Origin of the sequence: Kaistella faecalis (assembly GCF_019195395.1) — a bacterium.
Taxonomy (GTDB): domain Bacteria; phylum Bacteroidota; class Bacteroidia; order Flavobacteriales; family Weeksellaceae; genus Kaistella; species Kaistella faecalis.
Genome location: NZ_CP078067.1, coordinates 677,823 through 704,743, shown reverse-complemented (window position 1 = coordinate 704,743; position 26,921 = coordinate 677,823). Strand labels below are relative to the sequence as shown.

Below are 26,921 nucleotides of genomic sequence, written 5' to 3'. Positions count from 1 at the left end.
ACTTTGAAAATAAATGAGTAAATTCACAATATAAAAGCTTTAAAATGAAAAAAGTACTTGTAATACTTCTGGTAGCTATTGTCTTCGTTCAGTTCTTTCCAATTGATAAAAATAATCCCGCTCCAACACCGGGAATGGATTTTCTGACCATTAAGAATACATCGGAATCTACCGCAAAGTTAATTAGAAACGGTTGCTACGACTGTCACAGTAATGAGTCAAAATATCCATGGTATTCAAATGTGCAGCCTATTGCTTGGTTCCTTAAAGACCATATTGATGAAGGAAGAAAGGAACTGAATTTTTCTACTTTTGCGACGTACGAACCGAAGCGTCAAGCGCATAAACTTTTCGAAGCCGTAGAAATGATTGAAAAAGGTGAAATGCCTCTGGATTCTTATATTATAGCCCATCCGGAAGCCAAATTTACTGAAGCTCAAAAACAGGAGATTGTCCAGTATTTAAAATCCGTAGAGAAAGAAATCCGGATGATGAACGATCTGCCGGCTGAAACTTCGAAAAAATGACAGATTCCTCCAAATACTACGTTTTTTACGACGGCGATTGCGGAATGTGCAATTTCTGGGTACAGTGGATTCTTAAAAATGACCGCCGGAAACAGTTTCTTTTTTCGGCGTTACAGTCTGATTTTGGCCAAAAATTTTTGAAAGAAAGAAATCTGGAAAACCGGAATTTAAACACCCTTTATATTTGGAAGCCGAATTTATATTACAAAACTAAATCTCACGCTGCTTTTGAAATTGCTAAGATCTTAGGAGGAAAATACAAACTGTTCAGCAACTTAAGTATGCTTCCGTCATCACTTACGGATTTTTTCTATGATATTGTGGCAAAACACCGCCAGAATATTGCTAAACAAAAATGTTTTCTGCCCAGTCTGGAGGAACGCAAACAATTTGTATATTAGAAATGCATATAAACTAATAATGTCCGGAAAAAATTCCGGACATTAACCTTTGCATATTTACCCACCTTATTTTTTAACAATGAGCCTCGCGGTTTTGACCTCCGCATCTCCTTTTAAAATTACGAAATATATTCCTTCTGGAATTTTATTAAGGGGGATTTGTACTTGCGTTGTAATGTTTCCAAATTTTTTACTGAAAATTTGCATTCCGGAAAAATCGATAATTTGAAGGTCTGCGTTTCTAATGTTTCCCGGATTGATGTAGAAGAATTCTGACGCAGGATTAGGGTAGATTGATAAGGAGCTGTTCTTTAACTTAGCATCCGTAGTGCTTAGGCTCTTCATAATTGAATCCAGAAAATCTATTCTTCTTCCGAGCCAGTTAGTTTGGTAATTTATCATGTCAGGGGCGAATTCATATGCTTCCCAAACGCGTGCTTCTCTTTCGTATACGCCACTATTACGAAGTTTCTCTATGTTATTGTTCAGCATCTCTGCAAGGTTTTCTTTGGTTATTATATTCGTGCGTAAGTGCGCCCATCTTTCGGCAAGTTTGCTGCGAAAACCTGGTTCCTGCCATAATCTTGTGTAAAGCCCGTTAAAAAGCAGATCGTCAACGACATTCTCTTCTGTACCGTCCCATATTGATCCGAAGGTACCATCCAGATCCCAAGGTACATAAAAGTATGGGCCATCTTTCTTGTATTTTGCCAGATAAATATTCTTACCTGTATTGTCGGTCGCACGTATTAGGTTCAGGAAGATAAAATAATCAACCATATTGTCTACATCCAATTTTGATGAATATATTGCGTTGAATGTTTCATCATCTTCATTGAGTACGAAGTCGATTAGATTATAGAGGTTTTCCCACCTAATAATGTCTTTTGGGTGTTTATACTCATAACCATCCCACAAGTCGGAGTTGTTATCGAAAGGAATTAACCCAGTAAAAGTTGTAGCACCGCCCCACTGATCACCCTTGTAAAGTTCGCCTTTTATTTCGGTGTTATCATTTTTTTTCAGTTTTAAGAGTTTCCGGTTCACTTTTTCACCTATTGCGTAGACTCCGCGGTATTCACCATTTAAAAATAAATCGGCGTACTTCATCTGGACCCCGCTTTTAGCGTCGTTCTCATCGTTTTTATAATGAACATTTGGGTATATTTTCTGCCAGAGTTCGTTACTTGTTTTGCTGTTGATTCGAAGTTTTTCATTATACATGGCTTGCAAGTTGTAGCTGTCACCTTTATGAAGGTTCAGTAACGAAAATTCTTGCGTTTCATTGCCATTGTCATCCAACCAAAATTCAATTTCCATGGATTTTTTGGGATACGACTGAGAGGTGGCTCCTCGATATTCTACTCCGATCGCTGAGGAAATCAACGGTGTTTCAGGAACTTTAATTTCAAAATGGCCTAAAATTTTAGGAGAGTCCGAAATTTCTCGTGTGGTTGTCATTCTTATCATAGGAAGATTAGAGAAATAGAGCGTAAAAGATTTACCATTTAGATTAATCTCATAGCCTTTACCACTTTCAAAGTGCGTCACGGGATCGGCCAGCGCATAAAGGTTGTCACCTATTGCGATAGTAGCTTTTTCACCGGGATATGATGTGTTAAGATCAGTAATTTTTTGATTGACAACAATCATGGATCGGGTCGAATCAATTGCATAAGAATTTTCGTGGATAGTGGTCTGCCCAAATAACAGAAAGGGCGAAAATAGGAAGTAAAATTTACGATACATTAATTATGATTTGGGTCAAAGATAATAATACTATCCATGATGAACTTAATACTAACCACTATTCAAATATGTTATTTATCATGCTGGCAGAACTTTTTACCTGCTTTAAATATGCCGAATCTATTATTTCTGATAGTATATCTATTCATCTATTCTGCAACAGAAAAACCATTCTATTCAATATTTCAATATATTTGCACCCATGGAATACAATACCACAAGACCGCAACTGCATATGCCCGAATACGGCAGAATTATACAGCAGCTTGTTGAGCGCTGCAAAGAACTGGCTACAAAAGAAGAACGGAATGAAATGGCAGTGGCGATCGTAGATTTTATGGGGCAGAGAAATCCCCAGTTGCGCGACGAAGAAAACTATAAACATAAGCTTTGGGACCATCTTTTTATCCTTTCAAATTATGATCTGGATGTAGATTCGCCTTACCCCTTTCCCACGATTGAAGAACTTAGTGAAAAACCTAAAAAAATGGAATATCCAAAGCTTCAGGGGGATTTCAAATTTTACGGGAAAAGTATCCTTCAGCTCATCGAAAAAGCTATTGAGCTTGAGCCCGGTGACGAAAAAGACGCCTTAATTCAGGTCATCGCAAACAACATGAAAAAATCCTACAATGTTTACAACAAAGAACATGTACAGGACGAGGTAATTTTCAGACATCTGAAAGATCTTTCGGAAAACCGGCTAGATCTTACCGGTTTAGACTCGCTCGAGAAAAGTAAAATTTATTACGCAAGCGGCAGAACCAACAAAAACACAGGCAGAACCAACCAGAATCAGGCACAGAACAGCCAAAACAAAAGAAGAAATTTTCACAACAACAAAAATCGGAAGTAAAAGATGAGCGGATCATTTAAAATAAAAGGCGGGAAAAAGCTGCAGGGTGAAATCACTCCACAGGGAGCGAAAAATGAAGCGCTTCAAATTTTATGTGCGGTTTTGCTGACCGACGATGAAGTAAGGGTTAAAAATATCCCCGACATCCACGATGTCAACAGACTGATTGAAATCCTTGGGGATTTTGGGGTGAAAATTACTAAAAATGCTCATGGAGATTACACTTTCAAATCAGATGCTGTAAACTTTGATTATATCAAGTCCAACGATTTTAAGAAAGACGGTTCTAAACTCCGCGGCTCTATTATGCTTCTGGGACCAATGCTTGCAAGATTTGGCGAAGCATATATGCCGACTCCCGGTGGTGATAAAATCGGAAGAAGACGTCTGGACACGCATTTCCAGGGTTTTGTGGAACTCGGTGCCGAATTTCACTATGACGAAAACGAATATCTTTATTCATTAAAGGCCAAGGAACTCCACGGGAAATTTATCCTGTTGGAAGAAGCTTCTGTAACAGGAACCGCCAATATTGTAATGGCGGCCGTTTTAGCCAAAGGAAAAACCAGTATTTACAATGCGGCCTGCGAACCTTACCTGCAGCAACTTTGTAAAATGCTCAACAGAATGGGTGCCAATATCTCCGGAATCGGCTCTAATCTGTTGATTATTGAAGGAGTTGATCAGCTGCACGGGACAGAACACACCATGTTGCCGGATATGGTTGAAATCGGTTCCTGGATTGGCCTCGCAGCCATGACGAAATCGGAAATCACCATTAAAAACGTGAACTGGAACGAGTTGGGCGTTATTCCCAATACCTTCAGAAAATTAGGAATCAGCCTTGAGCAGCGTGGCGACGATATTTATATTCCGGCACAGGACCATTATAAAATCCAGAAATTTATCGACGGTTCCATCCTTACGGTTTCAGATGCGCCTTGGCCTGGATTTACACCCGATTTGCTTTCTATTATTCTGGTGGTGGCAACTCAGGCTAAAGGAACTGTTCTTGTGCATCAGAAAATGTTTGAATCCCGTTTGTTCTTCGTCGATAAACTCATCGATATGGGCGCGCAGATTATTCTGTGTGATCCGCACAGAGCAACGGTAGTGGGCTTAAATCATGAGTCGCCATTACGCGGTACAACAATGATTTCCCCGGATATCAGAGCCGGAAACGCATTGCTGATCGCGGCACTTTCTGCGGAAGGAAATTCAACAATCCACAATATAGAGCAAATCGACCGTGGCTATGAAAACATCGACGGCAGGCTGAAAGCACTCGGCGCGGACATCGAAAGAATTTAATTCAGAAAAAGTAAAATATACAAAGCCATTTTCTCGGGGAAATGGCTTTTTTATGGGGAGCAACCAAGGTTTAGTTTTCTTTTCAAGTCTTCACCCGCTGTCCACTTTATCTTTTTTGGTGATTTCGCTTCCGCTCAGTCACCAAAAAAGGATGCCGTTTCCATCGGGGCTACGAATGTTTTATCGGAGTTCTCCCGTATTCCTAAATTTAAATAGACTATCTTTGCAAAAATTTTTGGGCTCGAAAAGTTCGAGTAACCCATTAATAATTACATTATTAAACAAAATTTAATGAGCAATATCGTTGCGATCGTTGGGCGCCCCAACGTAGGAAAATCAACCCTTTTTAACCGGTTTTTAGAGAGAAGAGAAGCTATCGTAGATTCAACTTCCGGAGTTACCAGAGACCGCCATTACGGCAAATCTGACTGGAATGGAATCGAATTCACTGTAATTGATACTGGTGGTTATGAGGTTAATACTGATGATATCTTTCAGGAAGAAATTTCGAAACAGGTACAGTTGGCAATTGACGAAGCTACTTCAATCATCTTCATGCTGAATGTAGACGAAGGATTAACGGATACCGATCAGGAAATCCATGAAATGCTCCGCCGTTCGAATAAGCCGGTTTATGTTACGGTAAACAAGGTTGATTCAGCTACCGAAGAACTCGCTGCTACCGAATTTTATCAGTTAGGTATCGAAAAATACTACACTTTATCTTCTGCAACAGGATCCGGAACGGGAGAACTGCTGGATGATATCGTGAATGAATTCCCAACCACAGAATATAAAGATCCGTTTGAAGGATTACCTAAAATCACCATTGCAGGGAGACCAAATGTCGGAAAATCAACTTTAACCAACGCATTGCTTGATGTAGAACGAAATATCGTAACTGATATCGCGGGAACTACACGGGATTCCATTGAAACGCTGTATAACAAATTCGGACACGAGTTTGTTTTGGTAGATACAGCCGGAATGCGCCGTAAAGCCAAAGTGAAGGAGGATCTGGAATTTTATTCGGTGATGCGTTCCATACGTTCTATTGAGTATTCTGATGTTGTGATCATCATGGTTGATGCTACTTTAGGATGGGAATCCCAGGATATGAATATTTTCGGACTCGCTCAGAAAAACAGAAAGGGAATTGTAATCGTGGTGAACAAGTGGGATTTGGTTGAAGATAAAAAAACCAATACCGCGCTGGATTTCGAGAACCAGATTAAGGAAAGAATTGGTCAGTTTACAGATATTCCAATCCTCTTCGTTTCAGCTTTAACCAAACAGAGAATTCTGAGAACAGTCGAAGTAGCGATGGAGGTGTATGAAAACCGCGCGAAGAAAATCAAGACCTCAAAACTCAATGAAGTCATGCTGCCGATTTTTGAACACACTCCGCCGCCTGCAATCAAAGGAAAGTATGTGAAAATTAAATACTGTGTACAGCTTCCCACGCCGAGTCCGCAATTTGTATTCTTCTGCAATCTTCCTCAATACGTAAAAGAAAGTTACAAGAGGTTTACCGAAAATCAGCTGCGGAAACAGTTTGGTTTTACTGGTGTTCCTATTGAAATATATTTCCGTCAGAAGTAAAAACCTAAGCCTTTCAGAATTTTTCTGAAAGGCTTTTTAATACATTATATTTTCCCGAACTTTACCGCACAAATAACTACTATGATTACCGTTTTATCCGATCAATTCTCCCTTGTCAATACCTGGATCAATGAACTCCGAAACGTAGAACTGCAAAATGACCGCATGAAATTCCGCAGAAATATGGAACGCATTGGTGAAATTGCAGCATTCGAAATCAGCAAAGGTCTGGAAGTTAAGGAGATGGAGATTGCAACTCCTTTGGATAAAATTCAGGTTAAGGAAATCGCTGTTCAGCCTGTTATTACAACGATTTTAAGAGCCGGCGTTCCTCTTTTTCAGGGAATTCTGAATTATCTTGATAAAGCAGACTGCGGTTTTGTTGCCGCTTACAGAAAACATGATGCGAACGATTATTTCTCGATTAAACAGGATTATCTTACCTGCCCCAATATCGATGGAAGACCTTTGATTGTAGCCGATCCCATGTTGGCTACCGGTGCAAGTTTAATTGAAGCGATTAAAGATTTGCTGAACCACGGTAAACCCACCCAACTACACATTGTTGCAGCAATTGCATCAAAACAGGGCGTTGAAACCATTCAGAACGAATATCCGGATGCGCAAATTTGGGTTGGAGTTATTGATGAAAATTTAACATCGAAAGGATATATCACTCCCGGTCTTGGAGACGCGGGTGATTTATCGTACGGCGAAAAACTTCAGCGATAATCTCAGCCTCAACCTCAACCTTAATCAACCGCCATTACGAGAACGGAAACTTTATTGTTACCGGCTTTCAGGATTTCCCACGCAACGGAACTCATGGTATTTCCGGTAGTGAAAACATCATCAATCAGCAAGACATGCTTATCTGAAATTTCCTTCGTCACTGAAAAAAGATTCTCAGTTTCAGTTCGGTGCGATTTGTCTTTCTTTGCCTGGGCTTTTTGGTAAAAATTTCTTTTGATCAAATGATGATCGAAGGGGATTTGGAGTGTTTCCGATAAAGTTTTGGTAAAAAGATGAAGCTGGTTATAGCCTCTTTCCTTTAGTTTTTTCGGATGTAGCGGAACAGAAACCATGAGATCGGGTTTGTTGTCATCAAAATGAATTCTTTCACCTGTCCATTCTGCCAGTATTTTTCCTGTTTTTTCCCGGCTTCCGTATTTAAGTTGATGAACGATTTTGCGGCTTAAACTTTCTTCTTCAAACTGCATCAGGGCAAATGCATTTTCAACGGGAAATAAAAGTGAACAACGTTCTTTCAGCAGGTTGCTTTCAGAAAAATCGTGATGGGTAAACAGAATCTGGTCCATGCAGATTCCGCATACGAGTTCATCAGCACTGATAATTTGGTTGCACTCGAGGCAGCGGTTCGGAAACAGTAAATTTAGAATCACAATCTGATGTTTGGTGAATTTAAAGTTACAAATTTCAGCGCTCCAAAATCTACATCATATCTTTTTTAATCATCAGGATTGATTTTTTCATGTTTTCATTAAAGATTTCCTTTTCCAGGCGCACGGGTGGCGCCTGTCGGACTTCGCAGTTCGGGATGCTGCAGACTTCGCAGGTTACGCCAACGTTTACAGTTTTGATTCGGTCGCTTTTAGCGAAATTTATTTTTTTCAAAGAATTTGAATTCAGCAGAATTCCTAAGCAATAACTTCTGTTTGTTCCATCGGAAAAAGGATTTTTCTGCGAAGTTGAAAGTACAAGATAAGTAAGTCCGCTGTCTTTATAATGAGAAATCTGCGCGTCGGTTACCGTTTCATTTTCCTTTAGAATCATCAGGTTTTTAACAGCAATCCACCGTCTGCAGTAGTGTTCGTTCGTCGCGTTGGCGTGCGGCGCCTGCTGCTGGTTCAGATGAAGTTCCTTCAGGATTTCGAGCTTTTCTGAATTTTTCTTTTTCGTGAAACACAGATAGAACAAATCCTTGATTCCGTGCTCCTGTGGCAGAATATTGGTAAGCCGGTAATAGAACGTTTCGGGAGAATTGGTGAATTCTGCAATCAAGTTCTCAAAATTCTCAGGTTCCCATTCTTCCAATCTGAAAAACTGTGAGAGTTTTTCTGTCAGAATTCCTTTGTGTATCAAAAGACAGCCTGCAAAATACGATGCGTAATAATTGCTGAGCAATTCTTCGAAACTCGTGAAATCCAGCCATGAATACGTATTGGGTCTTGGGTTAAGATTCAAGACATTATAACCGATTTCTTTGGCAAAAATGAAGGTTTTCTGATCCTCATCCAGCAGTTCATTCAACAGCAGAAGCCTTTTTTCAGGGATATAAAGTGAACGCAGTTTTCCTGTTGCGCCATATTTTTCAAAACCGACATTTCTGATTTCATAATGAAACTTTTCGGTCAGAATTTTTTCAAGATCTGCAGAATTAGGTTTGTATGGAATCTGGTTTTCTATTGAATACGCAGAAGCTTTTTCCTCTATTTCCGGGAAATAATTATCATAAAGTTCCTGGAAACTCCTCACTACCGCGAAATAGAAACGCTCTTTGCTGAGATTATAGTTTTTTGAAATTTCAATCAATGTGTTGACGAAAGCGGTGACTTTTTTCGGGGCATCGCTGATGATGCTGATGAGGTTATTTTTGTTGATCCCGAAAAGATCAAGTGGTATTTCCTTAAAAAAATCCGACTGAATTATTTCTACAATCGGCGAAAGGCTTTTGTCGAGTTTTGTTGAAACTAAATCGTTGTAAGTGCAATTTAAGGCCGTTGCAAGTTGCGCGATTTTATCATGTTTTGGATATTTTTTGCCGTTTTCAATCTCGTTAAGGTACGATTTTGATAATCCGGTTTGGTTAGAAAGCTCCTGCAGGGAAATATTTCTTTTCTGCCGGAACTGTTTCATTTTCAGTCCGAAAACGGTTTTAATGAATTCGCCGTCGTGCCTCATAGTCTCAGTTTAAATTTATAATCTTTCTAAATAGTTTTAGAAATGCGATGGTTACAAAGTTAATTAAAAAAGAACTGGTGTTCGCATAATTATTTATTTTAAAATTTAGCGAACGTTCGCTGTAAGTGAAAAATTTTATTTAGATTTGCCATATGTTAATCACAAAATATTAATTAATATGGAGACGGCAACACAATTTAAAATTCTGGCAGACAGACCTCATAGAGATATTTTTACTTCCGATTTGATCGATTTTCTTATCGAGCTTCACGTAAGATTTAATGCGGAAAGAAATAAACTGCTTGTTGCCAGAAAGATGAAACAGGTTGAATTTGATCATCACCATCTTCCCGTTTTTTTACCCGAAACCAAAGAAATCAGAGAAACTGATTGGATCTGCAGCGCGCTTCCTGAAGATTTACTCGACAGAAGAGTAGAAATTACCGGGCCGGTGGAACGTAAAATGATCATCAATGCCCTAAATTCAGGTGCTTCAACATTTATGGCCGATTTTGAGGACAGTAATTCTCCCACATTTGAAAACTGCATGGAGGGGCAAAAAAACCTTTCCGATGCCGTAAACCGTACCATCAGTTTCCAAAATGAAAACGGTAAAAGTTACGAGCTGAATGATAAAACAGCTGTTTTATTGGTTCGTCCGAGAGGATTGCATCTTGAAGAGAAAAATATTGAAATTGATGGGGAAAGAGTCTCAGCTTCCTTAACTGATTTCGGAATCTATTTTTTCAGAAATGCCAAGAAACTCATCGAAAACGGCAGCGGACCTTACTTCTATCTTCCAAAACTCGAGCATTATCTTGAAGCGAGATGGTGGAATGAAGTTTTTAAATTTTCTCAGGATTACCTTAAAATCCCACAGGGAACCATCAAAGCTACTGTTCTTATCGAAACCATTACCGCGGCTTTTCAGCTCGACGAAATTTTATTTGAACTTCAAGAACACAGTGCGGGACTCAATTGCGGAAGATGGGATTATATTTTTTCCTACATCAAAAAATTCAGAAATCTGCCGGAATTTCTCGTGCCGGACAGAGATCAGGTGACCATGACTTCTCCTTTTATGAGTGCCTATTCAAAACGGGTGATTCAGGTTTGCCACAAAAGAAATGTACACGCAATGGGCGGTATGGCAGCGCAGATTCCGGTGAAAAACAACGAAGAGGAAAACGAGATTGCATACGCGAAAGTACGTGCCGATAAGGAAAGAGAAGTGAAAAACGGACACGACGGAACCTGGGTCGCGCATCCCGGACTCGTCCCTGTGGCAAAAAAAATCTTTGATGATTTGATGCCTGAGAAAAACCAGATTCAAAAAAAGTTTGAAGAATATCACATTTCAGAAGCTGATCTGCTCGAAATTCCAAAAGGCACTATCACAGAAAATGGGGTCAGGAAAAACATCAACGTCGGAATTCTCTACATCGAATCCTGGCTGATGGGAATCGGAGCCGCCGCGCTTTATAATTTAATGGAAGACGCTGCAACCGCTGAAATTTCCAGAACGCAGGTTTGGCAGTGGCTTAAAAATGAAGCAAAACTGGATGACGGGAGAACCTTATTGCCCGCGATGGTTTTGCAGTGGCAGGAAGAAGAACTTCAGAAGATTAAAAACTACGTAGGCGAAGAGCGCTATCATAACGGAAAATTCGGGTTAGCGACAGAAATTTTTGATGACTTAGTTCTGAATGACCATTTCGAAGAATTCCTGACCCTGAAAGCCTATCAATTCATTTAAGTATTTCACTAAAAAATCAAATCCAAAATATTATGAAAAATCAGGAACAAATCCGCCGGCTTGAACAGGACTGGCTGGAAAACCCAAGATGGATCGGTGTTGAAAGACCGTATTCCGCAGAAGAAGTATTAAAATTGAGAGGTTCTTACCAGCTCGATTACACCATCGCCAAACTCATGTCAGAGAAACTGTGGGAGAAACTCAATAATCAGGATTTTGTCGCAGGATTAGGCGCGCTTACCGGAAACCAGGCAGTGCAGGAAGTAGATGCAGGTTTGGAGGCAATTTATCTTTCCGGCTGGCAGGTTGCTGCAGATGCCAATTTAAGCGGCGAAATGTATCCGGATCAGAGTCTTTATCCCGCGAATTCTGTCCCAAGTGTGGTGAAAAGAATTAATAATGCTTTGTTAAGAGCTGATCAGATTCAGTCGGTCAACGAAGTGGATGAAGTCAACAGAAAAGAATATCTTGTTCCGATTGTGGCTGATGCTGAAGCCGGTTTCGGAGGGAATTTGAATGCATACGAACTGATGAAGCAAATGATTGAATCCGGTGCAGCAGGAGTTCATTTCGAAGACCAGTTATCTTCCGCTAAAAAATGCGGACATTTGGGCGGAAAAGTTCTTGTTCCAACTCAGGAAGCGGTTAACAAACTTATTGCAGCACGACTTGCAGCCGATGTTTGCGGAGTTCCCACCATTGTGGTAGCCAGAACGGATGCTGACGCGGCTGATTTGCTGACTTCTGATATTGATGAACGCGATCAGAAATTTGTGACCGGAAAAAGAACGACAGAAGGTTTTTTTGAAGTAAATAACGGAGTCGAGCAGGGCATCGACAGAGGACTTTCCTATGCACCTTACGCAGATCTGATCTGGATGGAAACCTCAAACCCGGATTTGGATTATGCAAGAAAATTTGCTGAAGGCATCCACGCGAAATTTCCGGGAAAAATGCTGGCCTACAACTGTTCGCCCTCTTTCAATTGGGCTGCCAAACTTTCCGTTCCGGAAATGGAAACTTTCCGTGAAGAATTAGCGAAAATGGGTTATAAATTCCAGTTTATAACGCTTGCCGGTTTCCATGCCCTAAATACATCAATGTTTGAATTGGCTTTGGCGTACAAAAAACGCGGAATGGCCGGTTACAGCGAACTTCAGGAAAGAGAATTTGCTTTGCAGAAAGAAGGTTTCCGCGCGGTGAAACACCAGAGTTTTGTAGGAACCGGTTATTTCGATGCACTTCAAACCGTTATTACAGCAGGAAACTCGTCCGTTGTGGCGATGAAAGATTCTACTGAATCTGCACAGTTTCACTAAATATAGTAGTTTTTTATTTATATAATTGTTAATCAATCCTCTTGCATTTTTGCAGGAGGATTTTCTTGTATAAAGATTCTGTATTTCATCATCGCATCATCACAATTTCCAAATCATCACATTATCCTCTCAAAATCTTATCTTTGCAGAATGATTAGAATTACCAAGATTTTCACCTTCGAGACCGCGCATGTTCTTTACAATTACGACGGGAAATGCAAAAATATGCACGGGCATTCCTATAAACTTTTTGTCACCGTAAAAGGAAATCCAATCAATGATCTGGATCATCCCAAAAACGGAATGGTCGTGGATTTTGGCGACATCAAGAAAATCGTAAAATCTGAAATCATCGATCTCTGGGACCATGCGGTTTTGGTTAACGGCGCTTCTCCGCATAAAGAACTGGGCGAAGATCTGGAGCACAAAGGTCATAAGGTGATTTTCTGCAGTTACCAGCCGACCTGCGAAAATATGCTTTATGATATCGCTGAAAAGATTAAATCCAAACTTTCTGGAGACGTCACTTTGGCTTATTTGAAACTTCACGAAACCGAGAATTCTTACGGAGAATGGTTTGCAGAAGATAATTAGAAGTTTAAAATAAAGTGTACCGAAAGACATGAAGATCAATCTAGAACCTAATAAAAAAGTTTATTTCGCATCCGACCAGCATTTTGGCGCTCCAAATCCAAAGGAAAGCAAGGTTCGGGAAGAAAAATTTATCCGTTGGCTCGATGAGATTAAAAAGGATGCTCAGGTTCTTTTTCTCATGGGCGATCTTTTCGATTTCTGGCACGAATGGAATCACGTAATTCCGAAAGGCTATGTGCGGGTTTTAGGAAAACTGGCCGAACTGAAAGATTCAGGAATTGAACTTTTCATGTTTGTGGGAAACCACGATCTCTGGATGAAAAATTATTTTGAGGACGAAATCGGCTGCAAGGTTTTTTTTGATAAACAGTATTTCGAAATCAACGAGAAGAATTTCCTGTTGGCACATGGCGACGGACTGGGACCTGGTGATAAAGGTTATAAAAGGATGAAGAAACTTTTCACGAATCCTGTGGCGCAGTGGGCATTTCGTTGGCTGCATCCGGATATCGCGATGAAAGTGGCGATTTATTTTTCTACCCAGAATAAAATGATTTCCGGTGAGGAAGACAAAGCTTTTTTGGGGGAAGACAAAGAATTTTTGATCATTTATTCCAAAGAAAAACTGAAAACGGAACCCATTGATTATTTCATTTACGGGCACCGGCATTTACCGATGGTTTTGGATCTAAACTCTAATCAAAATACGGCAAAATACATCAACCTTGGTGACTGGATTTCCTATTTCACTTACGGTGAATTTCAGGAGGATTTTAAATTGAAAACCTTCGGGCATGCAAGCAAAGTTTAAGATAATGTCATCTATTTTTAACATACAAAACGAAGCCGATTTCCGGAAAAAATGTCTGGAAACGTTCCGTTATCAATATGAGAACTTGGAGGTTTACCGGAAGTTTGTGGATTATCTGAACATTAATCCCGATGAAATTCAATCAGTAGAAAAAATTCCTTTTCTGCCTATTGAAATGTTCAAAAATCATTTGGTTTTAGATAAAAATTCAACTGCAGAAAATTATTTTCAAAGTTCCGGAACCACTCAAATGACGCGTTCCAAACATTATATCGCAGATTTTGGATTGTACGAACAAAGCATTTACGAGAGTTTCGCGCAGTTTATCGGGAAACCGGAAGAGTATATTTTCCTTGGTCTGCTGCCCAATTATTCTGAAAATCCGAACTCGTCATTAATTTATATGGTCGATTTCCTGATGAAAAAATCCGGGAAACCTGAAAACGGCTACTTTCTGTATAATCATGGTGAATTATTTCAACTTATAGAAAAACTTTCAGCCGAAAACAAAAAAGTCATCCTGTTCGGAGTTTCTTTCGCGTTGCTTGATTACCTTGATTTCTGTTACGATCAGTCCATTCATCATTTAAATACTCAGAAACTTACAGTGATAGAAACGGGCGGAATGAAGGGCCGAAAGGAGGAAATGACGAAAGACGAACTGCTCCGGATTTTGCAGAAAGGTTTCGGAACGGAAAAAATTTATTCAGAATATTCCATGACAGAGCTTTTGTCGCAGGCTTATTCTTTAGGAGAAAATATTTACGAAAGTCCAAAATGGATGCGGATTCTCATCAGGAATACCGAAGATCCATTTTCTTACGTTGAAGAAGGACGAACGGGCGCAGTTAATATCATTGACCTGGCAAATATCCATTCCTGCAGCTTTATTGCGACCCAGGATTTGGGTAAGGTTGAAAACGGAAAATTTCAGGTTTTGGGTCGGATTGACCATTCCGATATCCGTGGCTGCAGTCTTTTGGTTTCTTAATTTTTTTTATTTAAATGCTTAAAGTAGAAGAGCTTACCTATAATTTTATCTCGAAGTTTTACGACTTTGAGAGAGATTTGGTGCTGACCAATCATTTCCATTCCGATTGGGAAGCCGACATTTTAATTGTGAATGAAGAAGGTTTCAGTCATGAGTTTGAAATTAAGTTTTCGAAAGCCGATTTCAAAAATGATTTCAAAAAAAATTACCAGAATTCAAAAACGCAAGAAAAATTCCTGAAACACGACAAAATTTCCTGCGGCGATTATATCTGCAACCAGTTCAGCTTTCTCTTGCCCATGGGAATGATCGACGCGGAAAAAATCCCTGAACATTGCGGTATTATTGAATTTGATCATAATCCTGATACTTGGGAAACCGTTTTCTATGAAATACGGAAACCTAAAAAAGTTCATGAGCTGACCTTCTGGAATTTAGTGGATAAAGATTTAATGCTGAAAATAATGGCGAGAAATTTCTATCTGAAAAAGCTTGAAGCCAAAGGTAAATTCGAGGAACTCATACTTCCGCCGAAAATTTTCCAGAAAAAATAAACTTCCCGCGCTGAATTGTAGCATTTTTTTTGATGTTTAAGAAAGGTTTCTAAATCGTTACCTTTATTTTAAACTCACCAAATGGCTTCAAACAAATTCAAAATCATACTTTGGTCCGTAGGAATTCTAATGCTGATTTTATTAGGATTCTTTCTCTATCAGCTGACCCAGTCGGAATCGGTAAACTCAATCATGATTCTTCTGATGCTTCTGTTTGGATTGATTTTAGGCGGAGTCATCGCTTTTTTAGCATCGAAAAAGTTGGTTTCAGAACCTTCTGTAATCAACGAAAGTTCCCATACGATCGCCGAAAGTATGCGCAAAGTTTTCAAAGTGGTTTCCGCGGAGGGGCATTTCAATGAAATTTACAATTATGAGGAAACCACGAAGCTTTTCAATTTTATTCCTTCCAAAAAGAAAGCGTTGGTGATCGTTCAGGCGAAAGTTTTGGTGGGTTACGATTTTGAAAAATTTCAATGGGAAGTGGATGAGCAGAATAGGAAAGTGAAACTTCTTAATTTTCCAGCTCCCGAAATTATCTCAACAGAAACCGATTACAAATACTACAATATCGAGGAACAGTTCTTTAATCTTTTCAGCAAAGATGACCTGGCGAAAGTACAACAGAACGGCAAGAAACAGGTGATCGAAGCAGCAAAGAAATCGCATCTTCCGGAAGTGGCAGCAGAACAGATGCGGACCTTGCTCACAGAACTTTTGGCAGGAAAGAATTTTTTGCTTGAAAATCCCACTAAAATCTCGGAAAGCAAAAACCTGATCGACTACAGAAAAATGAATGTTAACAGCTAAACACTTTCGGGTAAAGTTGAAGTTTATCATTACTCAGTGCCAATTAAAGTATCATTAGAATATTAAACACTAATTACTGTTTTAGTCAGAACTTTTACTACTTTTACATCCTAAAATTTTATCAACAATGAAATATTTTTACACGCTGATTTTAGCCATATTAATGCCGTACTTTTCTGTTGCACAGCAGGTTGTATCTTATTCGGTCAATCCTACGACATTTGATGAAACCGAAGCGATTACTGTAACCTTTACAGTAAATGAAAGCGCTTTCACCGTTGGAAGTTCGCATGCACTTTACCTTTGGGCCTGGTCATACGATTCGAATAATGTGCAGGCAGATGCGCCAACAAACGGAAGCTGGACAGCTTCTAATCCGGCCAACAAACTGACTTACGTTTCCAGTTCAGGAACAACAGGAACATACACCTTCACGATGAATACCGTGAAATCTTTTTACGGTAACCGTGCAAATCCACTTTCAAAAATTGGGTTTCTGGTAAAAACGGTTGATGGTTCGCAAAAGTCTCAGGATATTGTTCTTAATGTCGGTAAGTTTCAGTTTAATCTTACCAATCCGCTTCCCGGAAGTACCAATGTAGTAAATTCCGGAACGGTAATTAACATTACCGGTAATTCCTCGCTAGCGGCGAACTATCAGGTAAAAGCCAACGGAAATGTGGTTTACACCAGTTCTGCGGCTTCTACCACCCTGAATTTTCCTTACACCGTTACCCAGGATGCAACAATAGAAGTGAGCGCGAGTGATCCTACAGGGGGCGCGCCGGTAGTAAAAACTTTTACCGTTTCTTTAGCTTTACCGGTTACAAGTGCACCAATTCCTGCGTATATGAAACAGGGAATCAGCTATGATCCTGCAGATGCTACCAAAGTGGGACTGGCATTGTATGCGCCTGGTAAAGCTTATGTACACGTAATCGGCAATTTTAATAACTGGACTGTAAGTGCAAATTATCTCATGAAAAGAGATACTACGAACCCCAATCTTTACTGGACAGAAATCACCGGACTTACCCCGCAGCAAATCTATACCTTCCAGTACAGAACTGCCGACGGAATTAAGGTTGCAGATCCATATTCACCTTTAGTTCTTTCGCCTTACGATGATCCGTATATCAATCAGAACGCGATGGTTTATCCGAACCTTCCAGCTTATCCGGCAGGACAGAGTTTTGAGGTGTCAGTAATACAGACTGCAAAACCTGCTTATCCGTGGGTGGTAACCAATTTCAATAAACCTGCTAAGGAGAATCTAATCGTATATGAACTTCTTGTAAGAGATTTCACCACTCAGAAAACCTGGCAATCTTTGATTGATAAAATTCCATATTTAAAGTCATTGAAAATCAATGCAATTGAATTAATGCCAGTAATGGAATTCGACGGAAATAATTCCTGGGGTTATAATACAGGTTTCCATTATGCTTTGGATAAAGCTTATGGCACGCCTGAAAAATTTAAGGAATTTATCGATTTATGCCACCAAAACGGTATCGCAATTATTCTTGATATCGCGCTGAATCATGCCACCGGAAGAAGTCCAATCGAAAGAATGTGGATGGTTGATCCTGATGGCGACGGCTTTGGTGATCCGGCAGCAGACAATCCTTATTTCAATCAGGTTGCAAGACATTCCTACAGCGTATTCAATGACTTTAACCATTCAAAAGCTGAAACAAAATATTATGTAGACCGTGTCATCGAACATTGGATTAAAGAGTATAAAGTTGATGGTTTCCGTTGGGATTTAACCAAAGGATTTACACAGAACTGTACCGCGGGCAACGATGCATGTACCAACGGGTACCAGCAGGACAGGGTGAATACCTTAAGAGGTTACGCAGATAAGCAGTGGAGCTACGATCCGACTTCCTATATTATTTTCGAACATTTAGGAACTGATTCCGAAGAAGGGCAGTGGGCAAATTACCGTGTTGGCGAAGGAAAGGGTGTGATGATGTGGGACAAACAGACCAATCCTTACAACGAAAATACCATGGGATTTGTACCTAACAGTAACTTTAACAGAGTTGATTTTGAAGCTCACGGATTCTCAGAAAGAAGAGCCATGAGTTATGGTGAAAGTCATGATGAAGAAAGAATCATGTATAAAAACATCAATTTTGGAGCTTCAACCGCCGGCTACAGTACAAGAGATCTGAACAATGCACTGCAGAGACAGAAAGCTTACGGCGCAGTATTTTTAACAGTTCCGGGGCCGAAAATGATCTGGCAGTTTGCTGAACTTGGTTTCGATAAAAGTATCTATACCTGTGAAGACGGCATTACGGTAAACACAGAATCCGATGCAATTCCGGGCGACTGTAAACTGAGTCCGAAACCAACTGCATTCGGATTGGGTTATGATACTGACGCCGCAAGAAAATCAGTTTACGATACATGGGCCAAAATTCTGGAACTGAGACTTTCAAATGAAGTTTTCAATACCAAAACTTTTACAGTAGAATCCGGCAATCTGATGCCGAGAATCTTTATCTGGAATAACAATGCTACAAGTGCACTGAAGAACGTGGTGATTTTGGCTAACTTTACTTTGACCACTCAGAATATCGTTCCTGATTTCCCTTATACCGGAAGTTGGGTGAACTTAATGGATAATACTTCGGTGCCTGTTTCCAGCACCACCGCGCCAATTACCATTGAACCGGGAGGCTTCCGAATCTTCGGAAATGCGTCTGCTTTGGCAACGGATGAAACAGGTGCCGTTAAAAATGCAGTTTCTTTAACTTTAACCCAGAATCCGGTAACCAACGGAACCGCAAACCTGCGATATACCAACGCCAAAAACGGAACAGTTGCGATTTACGACTTAACCGGAGCTTTGGTTAAAACAGTAAAAGTTTCGAAGGATAACGGTGACGAAGCCATTTCTATCAATGGATTGAAAACAGGAATGTATTTAATTCAACTGAAATCTGACAAAGGAGTTGCTGTTACTAAGATGATGGTGAAATAGCAATCTTAACATACAAACTGAAACGGTTCGCAGATCTGCGGACCGTTTTTTTATTTAATACTGAAAATCTTTCGGTGTGTGTTTGATATAGTCTTCCAAAACCTTCATCTGGTCACGGTTTCCAATTTCAACCAGTTTTCGGTATTTCTTCTCATCATCCAGTTTAAAAATCTGCTGAGCGATTTGATTGGCCTTAGTGATGAATCTTGGAAAAACCGATGTGATGCCAACTTTTGGAATCTGCAGCCTTTCATTAATTTCCTTATCGAGCAAAAACCAGTTCATGCTCTGATGAAGATTGAGGAGTAGTTTTCGCTGGAAAGGATATCTGTAAATTGTATTTTCCAGATTCTCATCCAGCAAAGCTTTGGCTAAATGTACAGAATCTGAGTCTCCTTTATCCTGCAAAGAACTCCACAGATAAAGCTGTTCCACTGCCTGCTGCTTATTTTCCGGGAGAAATTCGGCCGGAATCCCAAGCAGATAACCGATATATTTCCAGAGATGGAACACGCCGTTTTCCTCTTCTTCAGAAATTTTAACGCTGAGTTTTTTCAGTCCCTGCATCAGCACAAGACTAAAACCGGTGTAAGTTGCAATCATATCCCATGAATTAATCGGCTGTCCCCATTTTTCGTAATTCCAGTTTTGTCCTTTTTCCTTGATTTTCAGTCTGGCATAGGAATGCATAAGTCTTGTTCTCACAATCAGCTGGTAGGCTTCAGAATTCACTTTCAGCGCATCTTCACGGGTAACATGAACCCAGAATTCGAGCGTGTCTTTCAGACGTTTTACTGCACCTTTTTTAAGCGCACCAGTAAAAATTAAGGGTTTGTTGAGGTAAGCGTAGTCGTAACCGCCCATCAGCACGAAATCCCGAAGGATAATCAATGCATTCGTTCCGCTTCTCATGCATAATCTCGCGCCGATATTTGCCAGGTTTTCATCGAACCAAGCGGGAACTTCCTGCATCTGCAGAAATAATTTTTTTACAATTTCTGGTGCGTCGTCGCTTTCAGTAATTTTTGTAGCAGAATATTTCTTGATCAATGCGCTCGCATCAGGATAAGGAAGTTTCAGATAGGATGCGCGCACCGCCTCGTCACCGAGCTCATCAATCTGATGATAAAGGGATGAAAATCTCCCAAAGTCTCTGATGTCAGGTTTAAAATCTGCCCAGTCGAGAAGTGCTTTTCCGTTGCCTTTTTCCCAAAAGTTTTTAAAATGCGGAGCGTTGTGAAATCTGGGTTCGGTCTTCATTAATTCGTATTTTAAGAAATTTGTCTTTAAAAAATAACTTTCAGAATTGCAATCTTTAAGCCATTAAAGGTAAGAAATATTGAGGCGAAAGTCCAGTAAAAACGATAAATGCCGAATGCTGTTCCGAATAGATTATCTTTGCGGAACTAAAACAGCATCTATGTCTTTCGAATCTTTAGGCTTATCACACAATATTATTAAATCTGTCAAAAAATTAGGGTTTCTGAAACCGTTTCCGATACAGGAACAAACGATCCCGGTGATTTTAGCGGGAAAAGATTTAATGGGAATCGCGCAGACCGGTTCCGGTAAAACCGCGTGTTTCGTAATGCCGATTCTCGAAAAACTCCAGAATGAAGAGGTGAAAAAAGACAGAAATATCCAGATTTTGGTTTTGGCTCCGACGCGGGAACTTGTCATTCAGATTGATGAGGTTTTCCGTGCTTTTACAGAAAATTTAAAGAGAGAAATCCGAACGATGGCGGTTTATGGCGGAGTTTCGATTAATCCGCAGATGAAAGGAATGTTCGGTGTTGAGATTCTGGTGGCAACGCCCGGAAGACTGCTGGATTTAATTGAGCATAAAGCTTTGAGTATTTCCCAAATAACACATCTGGTCATTGATGAAGCAGATAAAATGTTCCAGTTAGGATTTGAAGAGGAAATGAACAAACTCTTCGCGATGATGCCTTCAAAGAAACAGACGGTTTTGTTTTCCGCAACTTTAAATGATAAAGTCGAAGAGATTAAAAAACGGCTGACCATCAATCCTGTTCTTGTAGAAATTAAAGCGGAAGAAGTCGATCTCGATAAAATTACGCAGCTTGCCTATCACGTTACTGAAGAAAGAAAAGGTCCGTTTTTGCGGTATTTAATTAAAGAAAAAAACATCCAGCAGGCTTTGGTTTTTACTTCGTCTACGAGAAGTGCCGACAATCTGGCAGAAAAACTCAAGAAAAATAAAATTCCGGTAACCGCTGTTCACGGTAAAAAATCCCAGGGTTCGAGATCCGGAAATTTAAGAGATTTTAAAGAAGGAGAAACTCAAATCCTTGTCGCTACAGATCTTATCGGGCGTGGAATTCATATTGAGTCTTTAGAATATGTCATCAATTACGAGCTTCCACGTTCACCGCTGGATTATGTGCACCGTATCGGCAGAACCGGCCGTGCGTTGGAGTCCGGAACCGCGATTACTTTGCTGACGGATGACGAACTGCAGCATTTCCGGGTGATCCAGAAAAAGATGGGCAAACGGGTAGAACTTATAAGAACAGAAGACATTAATCTTCAAGGATATTAACTGAAAAGCATAAAAAAACCTCTCAAAGCTGAGAGGTTTTTATTGTTTTGGATTGTTTGTTCAGTTCTTACAAAGAAGCGGAATGAACCAGCATATCTACCAATTTGTTAGAATATCCCATTTCGTTATCGTACCATGAAACTAATTTCACGAAAGTTGGTGAAAGCATGATTCCGGCATCTTTATCGAATACTGAAGTTCTTTTTTCGCCCACAAAGTCCTGAGAAACCACTGCGTCTTCAGTGTAACCTAAAATTCCTTTCAGTTCGCCTTCAGAAGCGGCTTTCATTGCTGCACAGATTTCTTCGTAAGAAGTTGGTTTTTCTAATCTTACTGTTAAATCCACAACCGAAACGTCGGCGGTAGGAACTCTGAAAGACATTCCTGTAAGTTTACCATTAAGTGAAGGAATTACTTTTCCTACTGCTTTTGCAGCACCTGTAGAAGAAGGGATGATGTTGTTGAGTGCAGAACGGCCTCCTCTCCAGTCTTTCATTGATGGTCCGTCAACGGTTTTCTGAGTAGCTGTAGTTGCGTGAACGGTTGTCATTAAACCTTCTACAATTCCGAAATTATCGTGAATTACTTTTGCCAATGGAGCCAGGCAGTTGGTGGTACATGAAGCGTTAGAGAAAATTTTGATATCGTCTGTCAATTCTTTGTGGTTAACTCCCATTACAAACATCGGCGTATCATCTTTTGAAGGAGCAGAAAGGATTACTTTTTTTGCACCTGCATTGATGTGAGCCTGCGCAGATTCTTTAGAAAGGAACAATCCTGTAGATTCTACGATATATTCTGCACCTACTTCGTTCCATTTCAGGTTGTTAGGGTCTTTCTCGGCGGTAACTCTAATTTTTTTACCGTTTACGATAAGGTCGTTTCCTTCTACAGAAACAGTCCCTTTAAACTCGCCGTGTACAGAATCATACTTCAGCATATAAGCCATGTATTCCGCATTGATAAGGTCGTTGATTCCTACAACTTCGATGTTTTCTCTTTCGGTCATTGCTCGGAACACAAGACGCCCAATTCTGCCGAATCCGTTGATTCCTACTTTGATTGTTGACATAATACTTTGTTTATAAATTTATTTAACGTTTATTATTTTAGAGACAGGTTTTCCTGCTAAATCGCCAGTATTTCTGAAAGCCTTAGCAAATCCTGATCAATCTCGTTATGTTTTTTAATGGCTTCTTCAAAAGGGGTGTACACCAGGGTATTCGACTGCATTCCTGCCATCTTGTTGGTTTTTCCTGCCATTAAACCTATTACCGCTCCGTAACCTAGGCGGCTTGCTAAAACCCGGTCGGCACAGCTTGGTGAGCCACCTCTCTGGATATGCCCCAGAATTGCTACACGGATATCATAATCCGGGAATCCTGCTTTTGTAGCTTTTGCCAGATCGTAGATGCTGCCCAGTTTTTCACCTTCGGCAACGACTACAATACTTGAAGTTTTTCCGGCTTTTTCTGCTTTTTCAAATGTTTCGAAAAGATCATCAATGCTGTCTTTTCTTTCTGGAATCAGAATATCTACCGCACCCGTTGCGAGACCGCTGTTTAAAGCAATAAAACCGGCATCGCGACCCATTACTTCAACAAAAAATACTCTGTTGTGGGATGTTGCTGTATCACGGATTTTGTCAATCGCATCCATGGCAGTATTCAGCGCAGTATCGTAACCAATGGTATTATCTGTTCCGAAAATATCGTTGTCGATGGTCCCAGGAATACCGATTACTTTGATTCCGAATTCTTCGTTAAATACTTTAGCACCGGTGAAAGTTCCGTCGCCACCGATGCAAACCAATCCGTCGATTCCGCGTTTTACTAAATTGTCGTACGCTTTTTGGCGGCCTTCCTTTGTCTTGAATTCCAAAGATCTGGCTGATCTCAGGATGGTGCCTCCTGCTCCGATGATATTCTTCACCGATCGTGGCCCCATTTTCGTAAAATCATCATTAATAAGACCGTTGTAGCCTTCTCTTACACCATAACATTCTATTTTAAAATGACTTGCAGTTCTTACTACCGCTCTCAATGCGGCGTTCATCCCCGGGGCATCACCACCTGAGGTGAAAACCGCTATCTTTTTTACTGCACTTTCTTCCATATATAAAATTTTCAGCACAAATTTACAAAATCTCCGTCAAATATTGGCCTAACATTTAACAGCTTTGGTAAATGAGAGAAAATTAATTTCATCACCGAAAATGGCCTTAGACTGCCCCTTTTGTTTTCCGGTCTAAAAATATTTATTACTTTTGCGAAATGTGGAAATTAAGAACATACCGACATACAGCAGCTGTAATTTTTGCAGCATTGTATCTGTTTGTGGCTTTGTTCTCGCAGAATTTTCACAATCACGGAAGTGGTGAAGTGTTTAAAGATTTCAATTTCAAGAAGTCTGAAAAAACATATTCAAAAGGTTATTTTGCTCAGGAATTCAGCGACTGTCTTTCCTGTCATCTTCTTCATGATGGGTACACCCTGATTCCTGAGGGTTTCGCATTGTCAACAAAGAAATTTGTTGAATTTCGTCAACAGATTTTCGCCTACAAACAGAGGTTCTCTTCTCTGGTATTCCTTAATGTTCAGCTTCGGGGTCCGCCGGCAACTTTCATTTAATTAAAATCATTTTCTTGAAAATGAAACGCTAAAGATTTGATTTTCAAATCTTAACGGCTTTATGTATTTATTTAATACTTAAATTAATTTAATGAAATTATTATTCAATTTCTTGTTGGTCTTTTTTGGACTAACAATCGTCAGTGCGCAAAAAACGTTCGTAGTTCGGGGCAAAATCATCGATTTTCATGATAAAATCCCTTTGAAAAACGCAGCAATCAAAATCGGAAATGAAACCGAAACTTCCGACGAAAACGGCAATTTTGTTTTTAAATCCATTAAAAAAGGAACGTACACCTTGTTGGCTTCACATCCGGATTGCCAAAACCTTTCTGAGGAAATTGTTGTGGATAAACATCTGGAAATTACCCTGAATCTGGAACATCATATTTCCGAAATTGAAACCGTGAAAATTCACGCCATCCATAAAAAAGAGGGTTCGGTTCTTATTAAAACTTTAAGCAAAGAAGAAATCGAACGCAATTCCACGGAAAATCTCGGAAATCTACTCACCGGAATCTCGGGAGTAACGGCTTTAAAGACGGGAAACAATATTTCGAAACCCGTTATTCATGGGCTGTACGGAACGCGGGTTGCTATCATGAACAATGGTGTAAAAATGGCGGAACAGGAATGGGGCGTGGAGCATGCACCGAATGTTGATGTGAATATGGTGGAACATATTGATGTTGTAAAAGGTGCTTCGGCATTGAAATATGGTAACGAAAGTGTGGGCGGCGTTGTGGTTTTGGAACCGGCAATTACACTCAGGAAAGACACGATTTTCGGGCGTCTGAGATTCTCCGGAATATCGAACGGTAAAGGAGGCGAGGTTGCTGCAGATGTAACTAAAGTCTGGGAGAACAAGTGGTTTGTAAAGTCTGGCGGATCCTATAAAAAGTTGGGCGATCAGTACATTCCGCACCATACGCTGCAAAACACGGGAGCGGAAATTGGTTCTTTTGATTTTTCTTTCGGAAATCATGCTTTCAAGCAGGGTTTTGATGTTTTGTACAGCGGAATTCAGCAGGAATTCGGGATTTTCAAGGGAGCGCATCTTGGTGGTCCGGAAGATTTTTATAAAGCCATCAATTTTGGGCAGCCTTATTTTTTGGATGAATTCAGCTATGATATCGAAAATCCTAAGCAGGAGGTGAGTCATCATTTGGCAAAAATTTCTGCATATAAAAGGTTTTTGAATATCGGGAAAATCTCTCTTCAGTATAGTTTTCAGTTGAACAGCAGAAAAGAATACGACATCCGAAAAGGTGATTTGAGCGAAACGCCTTCGATGGATTTACGCCTGGTTACTCATAATGCAAGTTTGACGCATCTTTTGGAAAGAGGAACATGGAACATCGAAAGCGGAATTTCTGGTGGAATACAGGATAATTTCCCTAATCCGGCGACCCAAGCAAGACGTTTGATTCCTGATTATTACCGATATGATGCCGGAATTTTTTCGGTTTTCAAATTCCAAATCAATGATCAGCTGAATGCGGAGACCGGTGCGAGATACGATTTCAACCGATATGATGCCTATAAATATTATGACGCATCCGTTTGGGAAAAATATGCGAATCTTTTTCCGGATTTCTTCGTGAAAGAAAGCGATAGCCGGGTTTTGACGCGTCCTGTTTTAGATTATCATAATTTTTCGGGAAATGTGGGTTTCAATTATCATTTAAGTAAGAATTGGAATTTCAAACTCAATTTTTCCCGGGCAGAACGCGCTCCGAATGCTGCGGAACTGTTTGCTGACGGGCTACACCATTCTGCTGCGATTATGGAAGAAGGTGCGTTGGACATGAAAAAAGAAAGCATCAGCCATCTTAATTTTTCTACCATCGCAAAAGTGGATTTTTTGAAAGGATTGTCTTTCGAAATTAATCCTTATCTCATGTTTTCGGATTCGTTTATAAACCAGATCCCAACCGGTGTGAAGTCTACGAACAGAGGTGTTTTTGTGGTGTGGAGTTATCAGCAAATCAAAGCGAGAATTTTCGGAGTTGATGCTGATGCAGAATTGCGGTTTACCGATCTGTTGAAGTTGAATTCCTCCTTCAGTGCATTGCGCGGTGACGACTTGGGAAATCAGGAACCTTTAATCTTAATGATGCCTACAAGTTGGAGAAATACAATAGAATGGAAATCTGAAAAATGGGGAAACCTTTTTGTAAAGCTGGAAAATGAAACGGTATTTCAGCAGAAAAGATATCCGATTCGAAACCAAAATGTAGATTTCATCGAGAACGGTACTTTGGTTACCCGAGAAATTGATTACAGCGCTACGCCGGAGTCTTATTCAATTTTCAATGCGGCTTTTGGATTTAATGTTTTAAAAAATATGAACATCAATTTCAGAGTCAACAATATTTTTAATACCCATTACAAAGAGTATCTCAACAGATTGAGGTATTTCATGCCGGAACCGGGACGAAATTTCGTGGCAACGGTTCAATTCAAAATTTAATAAAAATCTTATTTAATCAATAATAAGAACAATTAACCTTTAAAAAATTTAAAA

At 39.9% G+C, this 26,921-nt stretch carries 23 protein-coding genes; 17 read left to right on the top strand and 6 right to left on the bottom strand.

Annotation, left to right across the window (positions count from 1 at the left end; all coding sequences use genetic code 11):
• Positions 1–44: 44 nt before the first annotated feature.
• On the top strand, positions 45–527 hold the full coding sequence (locus tag KTV93_RS03335) for a heme-binding domain-containing protein (protein ID WP_218249912.1): 483 nt from the start codon (positions 45–47) through the stop codon (positions 525–527).
• Positions 524–928, top strand: coding sequence for a thiol-disulfide oxidoreductase DCC family protein (locus KTV93_RS03330; protein ID WP_218249911.1), 405 nt, complete (start codon positions 524–526; stop codon positions 926–928). The genes KTV93_RS03335 and KTV93_RS03330 overlap by 4 nt, the downstream gene beginning before the upstream one ends.
• Before the next feature lie 66 nt (positions 929–994).
• Here KTV93_RS03330 and KTV93_RS03325 read toward each other — a convergent pair whose 3' ends face one another.
• Positions 995–2,677 carry a CotH family protein gene (locus KTV93_RS03325; RefSeq protein WP_218249910.1) on the bottom strand — a complete coding sequence of 561 codons (1,683 nt, stop codon included), beginning with the start codon at positions 2,675–2,677 and terminating at the stop codon, positions 995–997.
• A 202-nt stretch (positions 2,678–2,879) separates the two neighbouring features.
• Here KTV93_RS03325 and KTV93_RS03320 point away from each other — a divergent pair, with 202 nt between their 5' ends.
• From KTV93_RS03320 to upp, 4 genes are all read left to right on the top strand, one after another.
• Positions 2,880–3,533, top strand: a complete 654-nt coding sequence (locus tag KTV93_RS03320) for a DUF4290 domain-containing protein (protein WP_218249909.1) — start codon at positions 2,880–2,882, stop codon at positions 3,531–3,533.
• A gap of 3 nt (positions 3,534–3,536) precedes the next feature.
• Positions 3,537–4,844 (top strand): UDP-N-acetylglucosamine 1-carboxyvinyltransferase, encoded by a 1,308-nt coding sequence (gene murA, locus KTV93_RS03315; RefSeq protein WP_218249908.1) that lies wholly within the window; start codon positions 3,537–3,539, stop codon positions 4,842–4,844.
• Between the two features lie 291 nt (positions 4,845–5,135).
• Positions 5,136–6,446: a ribosome biogenesis GTPase Der gene (der, locus tag KTV93_RS03310; protein WP_218249907.1), complete on the top strand. Its 1,311-nt coding sequence runs from the start codon at positions 5,136–5,138 to the stop codon at positions 6,444–6,446.
• 81 nt (positions 6,447–6,527) lie between these two features.
• Positions 6,528–7,178 carry a uracil phosphoribosyltransferase gene (upp, locus tag KTV93_RS03305; RefSeq protein ID WP_218249906.1) on the top strand — a complete coding sequence of 217 codons (651 nt, stop codon included), beginning with the start codon at positions 6,528–6,530 and terminating at the stop codon, positions 7,176–7,178.
• A gap of 20 nt (positions 7,179–7,198) precedes the next feature.
• Here the strand turns inward: upp and KTV93_RS03300 are convergent, their stop codons facing one another.
• Together KTV93_RS03300 and KTV93_RS03295 are read right to left on the bottom strand one after the other, a co-directional pair.
• The gene (locus tag KTV93_RS03300) at positions 7,199–7,849 is read right to left on the bottom strand and encodes a ComF family protein (protein ID WP_218249905.1); all 651 of its coding nucleotides are present in this window, start codon (positions 7,847–7,849) and stop codon (positions 7,199–7,201) included.
• 49 nt (positions 7,850–7,898) lie between these two features.
• Positions 7,899–9,368 carry a helix-turn-helix domain-containing protein gene (locus KTV93_RS03295; protein WP_218249904.1) on the bottom strand — a complete coding sequence of 490 codons (1,470 nt, stop codon included), beginning with the start codon at positions 9,366–9,368 and terminating at the stop codon, positions 7,899–7,901.
• A gap of 178 nt (positions 9,369–9,546) precedes the next feature.
• Between KTV93_RS03295 and aceB the strand changes: the two genes are divergently transcribed.
• From aceB to KTV93_RS03255, 8 genes are all read left to right on the top strand, one after another.
• On the top strand, positions 9,547–11,124 hold the full coding sequence (aceB, locus tag KTV93_RS03290; protein WP_218249903.1) for a malate synthase A: 1,578 nt from the start codon (positions 9,547–9,549) through the stop codon (positions 11,122–11,124).
• A 32-nt stretch (positions 11,125–11,156) separates the two neighbouring features.
• Positions 11,157–12,443 (top strand): isocitrate lyase, encoded by a 1,287-nt coding sequence (aceA, locus tag KTV93_RS03285; protein ID WP_425256091.1) that lies wholly within the window; start codon positions 11,157–11,159, stop codon positions 12,441–12,443.
• 150 nt (positions 12,444–12,593) lie between these two features.
• Entirely contained in the window at positions 12,594–13,037 is a 444-nt protein-coding gene (locus KTV93_RS03280; protein ID WP_218249902.1) for a 6-pyruvoyl trahydropterin synthase family protein, read from the top strand.
• A 28-nt stretch (positions 13,038–13,065) separates the two neighbouring features.
• Positions 13,066–13,848: a UDP-2,3-diacylglucosamine diphosphatase gene (locus KTV93_RS03275; protein WP_218249901.1), complete on the top strand. Its 783-nt coding sequence runs from the start codon at positions 13,066–13,068 to the stop codon at positions 13,846–13,848.
• 4 nt (positions 13,849–13,852) lie between these two features.
• On the top strand, positions 13,853–14,839 hold the full coding sequence (locus KTV93_RS03270) for a LuxE/PaaK family acyltransferase (RefSeq protein WP_218249900.1): 987 nt from the start codon (positions 13,853–13,855) through the stop codon (positions 14,837–14,839).
• 14 nt (positions 14,840–14,853) lie between these two features.
• Entirely contained in the window at positions 14,854–15,393 is a 540-nt protein-coding gene (locus tag KTV93_RS03265; protein WP_218249899.1) for a hypothetical protein, read from the top strand.
• 81 nt (positions 15,394–15,474) lie between these two features.
• Positions 15,475–16,203, top strand: a complete 729-nt coding sequence (locus KTV93_RS03260) for a DUF4230 domain-containing protein (protein ID WP_218249898.1) — start codon at positions 15,475–15,477, stop codon at positions 16,201–16,203.
• A gap of 127 nt (positions 16,204–16,330) precedes the next feature.
• The gene (locus tag KTV93_RS03255; RefSeq protein WP_218249897.1) at positions 16,331–19,201 is read left to right on the top strand and encodes an alpha-amylase family glycosyl hydrolase; all 2,871 of its coding nucleotides are present in this window, start codon (positions 16,331–16,333) and stop codon (positions 19,199–19,201) included.
• A gap of 54 nt (positions 19,202–19,255) precedes the next feature.
• On the opposite strand, the gene KTV93_RS03250 is transcribed toward KTV93_RS03255, so the two are convergent.
• Positions 19,256–20,461, bottom strand: a complete 1,206-nt coding sequence (locus tag KTV93_RS03250; RefSeq protein WP_218249896.1) for an oxygenase MpaB family protein — start codon at positions 20,459–20,461, stop codon at positions 19,256–19,258.
• 115 nt (positions 20,462–20,576) lie between these two features.
• Here KTV93_RS03250 and KTV93_RS03245 point away from each other — a divergent pair, with 115 nt between their 5' ends.
• Positions 20,577–21,764 (top strand): DEAD/DEAH box helicase, encoded by a 1,188-nt coding sequence (locus tag KTV93_RS03245; RefSeq protein ID WP_317206442.1) that lies wholly within the window; start codon positions 20,577–20,579, stop codon positions 21,762–21,764.
• A 67-nt stretch (positions 21,765–21,831) separates the two neighbouring features.
• On the opposite strand, the gene gap is transcribed toward KTV93_RS03245, so the two are convergent.
• Both gap and pfkA read right to left on the bottom strand, forming a co-directional pair.
• On the bottom strand, positions 21,832–22,836 hold the full coding sequence (gene gap, locus KTV93_RS03240; protein WP_088469970.1) for a type I glyceraldehyde-3-phosphate dehydrogenase: 1,005 nt from the start codon (positions 22,834–22,836) through the stop codon (positions 21,832–21,834).
• Between the two features lie 56 nt (positions 22,837–22,892).
• Positions 22,893–23,879: a 6-phosphofructokinase gene (gene pfkA / locus KTV93_RS03235; protein ID WP_218249895.1), complete on the bottom strand. Its 987-nt coding sequence runs from the start codon at positions 23,877–23,879 to the stop codon at positions 22,893–22,895.
• A 158-nt stretch (positions 23,880–24,037) separates the two neighbouring features.
• On the opposite strand from pfkA, the gene KTV93_RS03230 reads away from it, so the two are divergent.
• Together KTV93_RS03230 and KTV93_RS03225 are read left to right on the top strand one after the other, a co-directional pair.
• Entirely contained in the window at positions 24,038–24,394 is a 357-nt protein-coding gene (locus tag KTV93_RS03230) for a hypothetical protein (protein WP_218249894.1), read from the top strand.
• 91 nt (positions 24,395–24,485) lie between these two features.
• Positions 24,486–26,867, top strand: a complete 2,382-nt coding sequence (locus KTV93_RS03225; protein ID WP_218249893.1) for a TonB-dependent receptor — start codon at positions 24,486–24,488, stop codon at positions 26,865–26,867.
• Positions 26,868–26,921 lie beyond the last annotated feature (54 nt).

What these genes read in the sequence shown, in the direction of transcription:
- KTV93_RS03325 (WP_218249910.1), bottom strand. Translation starts at nt 2,677, where the DNA reads ATGTATCGTAAATTTTACTTCCTATTTTCGCCCTTTCTGTTATTTGGG.
- aceB (WP_218249903.1), top strand. Translation starts at nt 9,547, where the DNA reads ATGGAGACGGCAACACAATTTAAAATTCTGGCAGACAGACCTCATAGA.
- KTV93_RS03320 (WP_218249909.1), top strand. Translation starts at nt 2,880, where the DNA reads ATGGAATACAATACCACAAGACCGCAACTGCATATGCCCGAATACGGC.
- KTV93_RS03330 (WP_218249911.1), top strand. Translation starts at nt 524, where the DNA reads ATGACAGATTCCTCCAAATACTACGTTTTTTACGACGGCGATTGCGGA.
- upp (WP_218249906.1), top strand. Translation starts at nt 6,528, where the DNA reads ATGATTACCGTTTTATCCGATCAATTCTCCCTTGTCAATACCTGGATC.
- KTV93_RS03250 (WP_218249896.1), bottom strand. Translation starts at nt 20,461, where the DNA reads ATGAAGACCGAACCCAGATTTCACAACGCTCCGCATTTTAAAAACTTT.
- KTV93_RS03270 (WP_218249900.1), top strand. Translation starts at nt 13,853, where the DNA reads ATGTCATCTATTTTTAACATACAAAACGAAGCCGATTTCCGGAAAAAA.
- KTV93_RS03265 (WP_218249899.1), top strand. Translation starts at nt 14,854, where the DNA reads ATGCTTAAAGTAGAAGAGCTTACCTATAATTTTATCTCGAAGTTTTAC.
- KTV93_RS03260 (WP_218249898.1), top strand. Translation starts at nt 15,475, where the DNA reads ATGGCTTCAAACAAATTCAAAATCATACTTTGGTCCGTAGGAATTCTA.
- KTV93_RS03230 (WP_218249894.1), top strand. Translation starts at nt 24,038, where the DNA reads ATGTGGAAATTAAGAACATACCGACATACAGCAGCTGTAATTTTTGCA.
- KTV93_RS03225 (WP_218249893.1), top strand. Translation starts at nt 24,486, where the DNA reads ATGAAATTATTATTCAATTTCTTGTTGGTCTTTTTTGGACTAACAATC.
- KTV93_RS03335 (WP_218249912.1), top strand. Translation starts at nt 45, where the DNA reads ATGAAAAAAGTACTTGTAATACTTCTGGTAGCTATTGTCTTCGTTCAG.
- murA (WP_218249908.1), top strand. Translation starts at nt 3,537, where the DNA reads ATGAGCGGATCATTTAAAATAAAAGGCGGGAAAAAGCTGCAGGGTGAA.
- KTV93_RS03275 (WP_218249901.1), top strand. Translation starts at nt 13,066, where the DNA reads ATGAAGATCAATCTAGAACCTAATAAAAAAGTTTATTTCGCATCCGAC.
- KTV93_RS03295 (WP_218249904.1), bottom strand. Translation starts at nt 9,368, where the DNA reads ATGAGGCACGACGGCGAATTCATTAAAACCGTTTTCGGACTGAAAATG.
- KTV93_RS03255 (WP_218249897.1), top strand. Translation starts at nt 16,331, where the DNA reads ATGAAATATTTTTACACGCTGATTTTAGCCATATTAATGCCGTACTTT.
- KTV93_RS03280 (WP_218249902.1), top strand. Translation starts at nt 12,594, where the DNA reads ATGATTAGAATTACCAAGATTTTCACCTTCGAGACCGCGCATGTTCTT.
- gap (WP_088469970.1), bottom strand. Translation starts at nt 22,836, where the DNA reads ATGTCAACAATCAAAGTAGGAATCAACGGATTCGGCAGAATTGGGCGT.
- pfkA (WP_218249895.1), bottom strand. Translation starts at nt 23,879, where the DNA reads ATGGAAGAAAGTGCAGTAAAAAAGATAGCGGTTTTCACCTCAGGTGGT.
- aceA (WP_425256091.1), top strand. Translation starts at nt 11,157, where the DNA reads ATGAAAAATCAGGAACAAATCCGCCGGCTTGAACAGGACTGGCTGGAA.
- der (WP_218249907.1), top strand. Translation starts at nt 5,136, where the DNA reads ATGAGCAATATCGTTGCGATCGTTGGGCGCCCCAACGTAGGAAAATCA.
- KTV93_RS03245 (WP_317206442.1), top strand. Translation starts at nt 20,577, where the DNA reads ATGCTGTTCCGAATAGATTATCTTTGCGGAACTAAAACAGCATCTATG.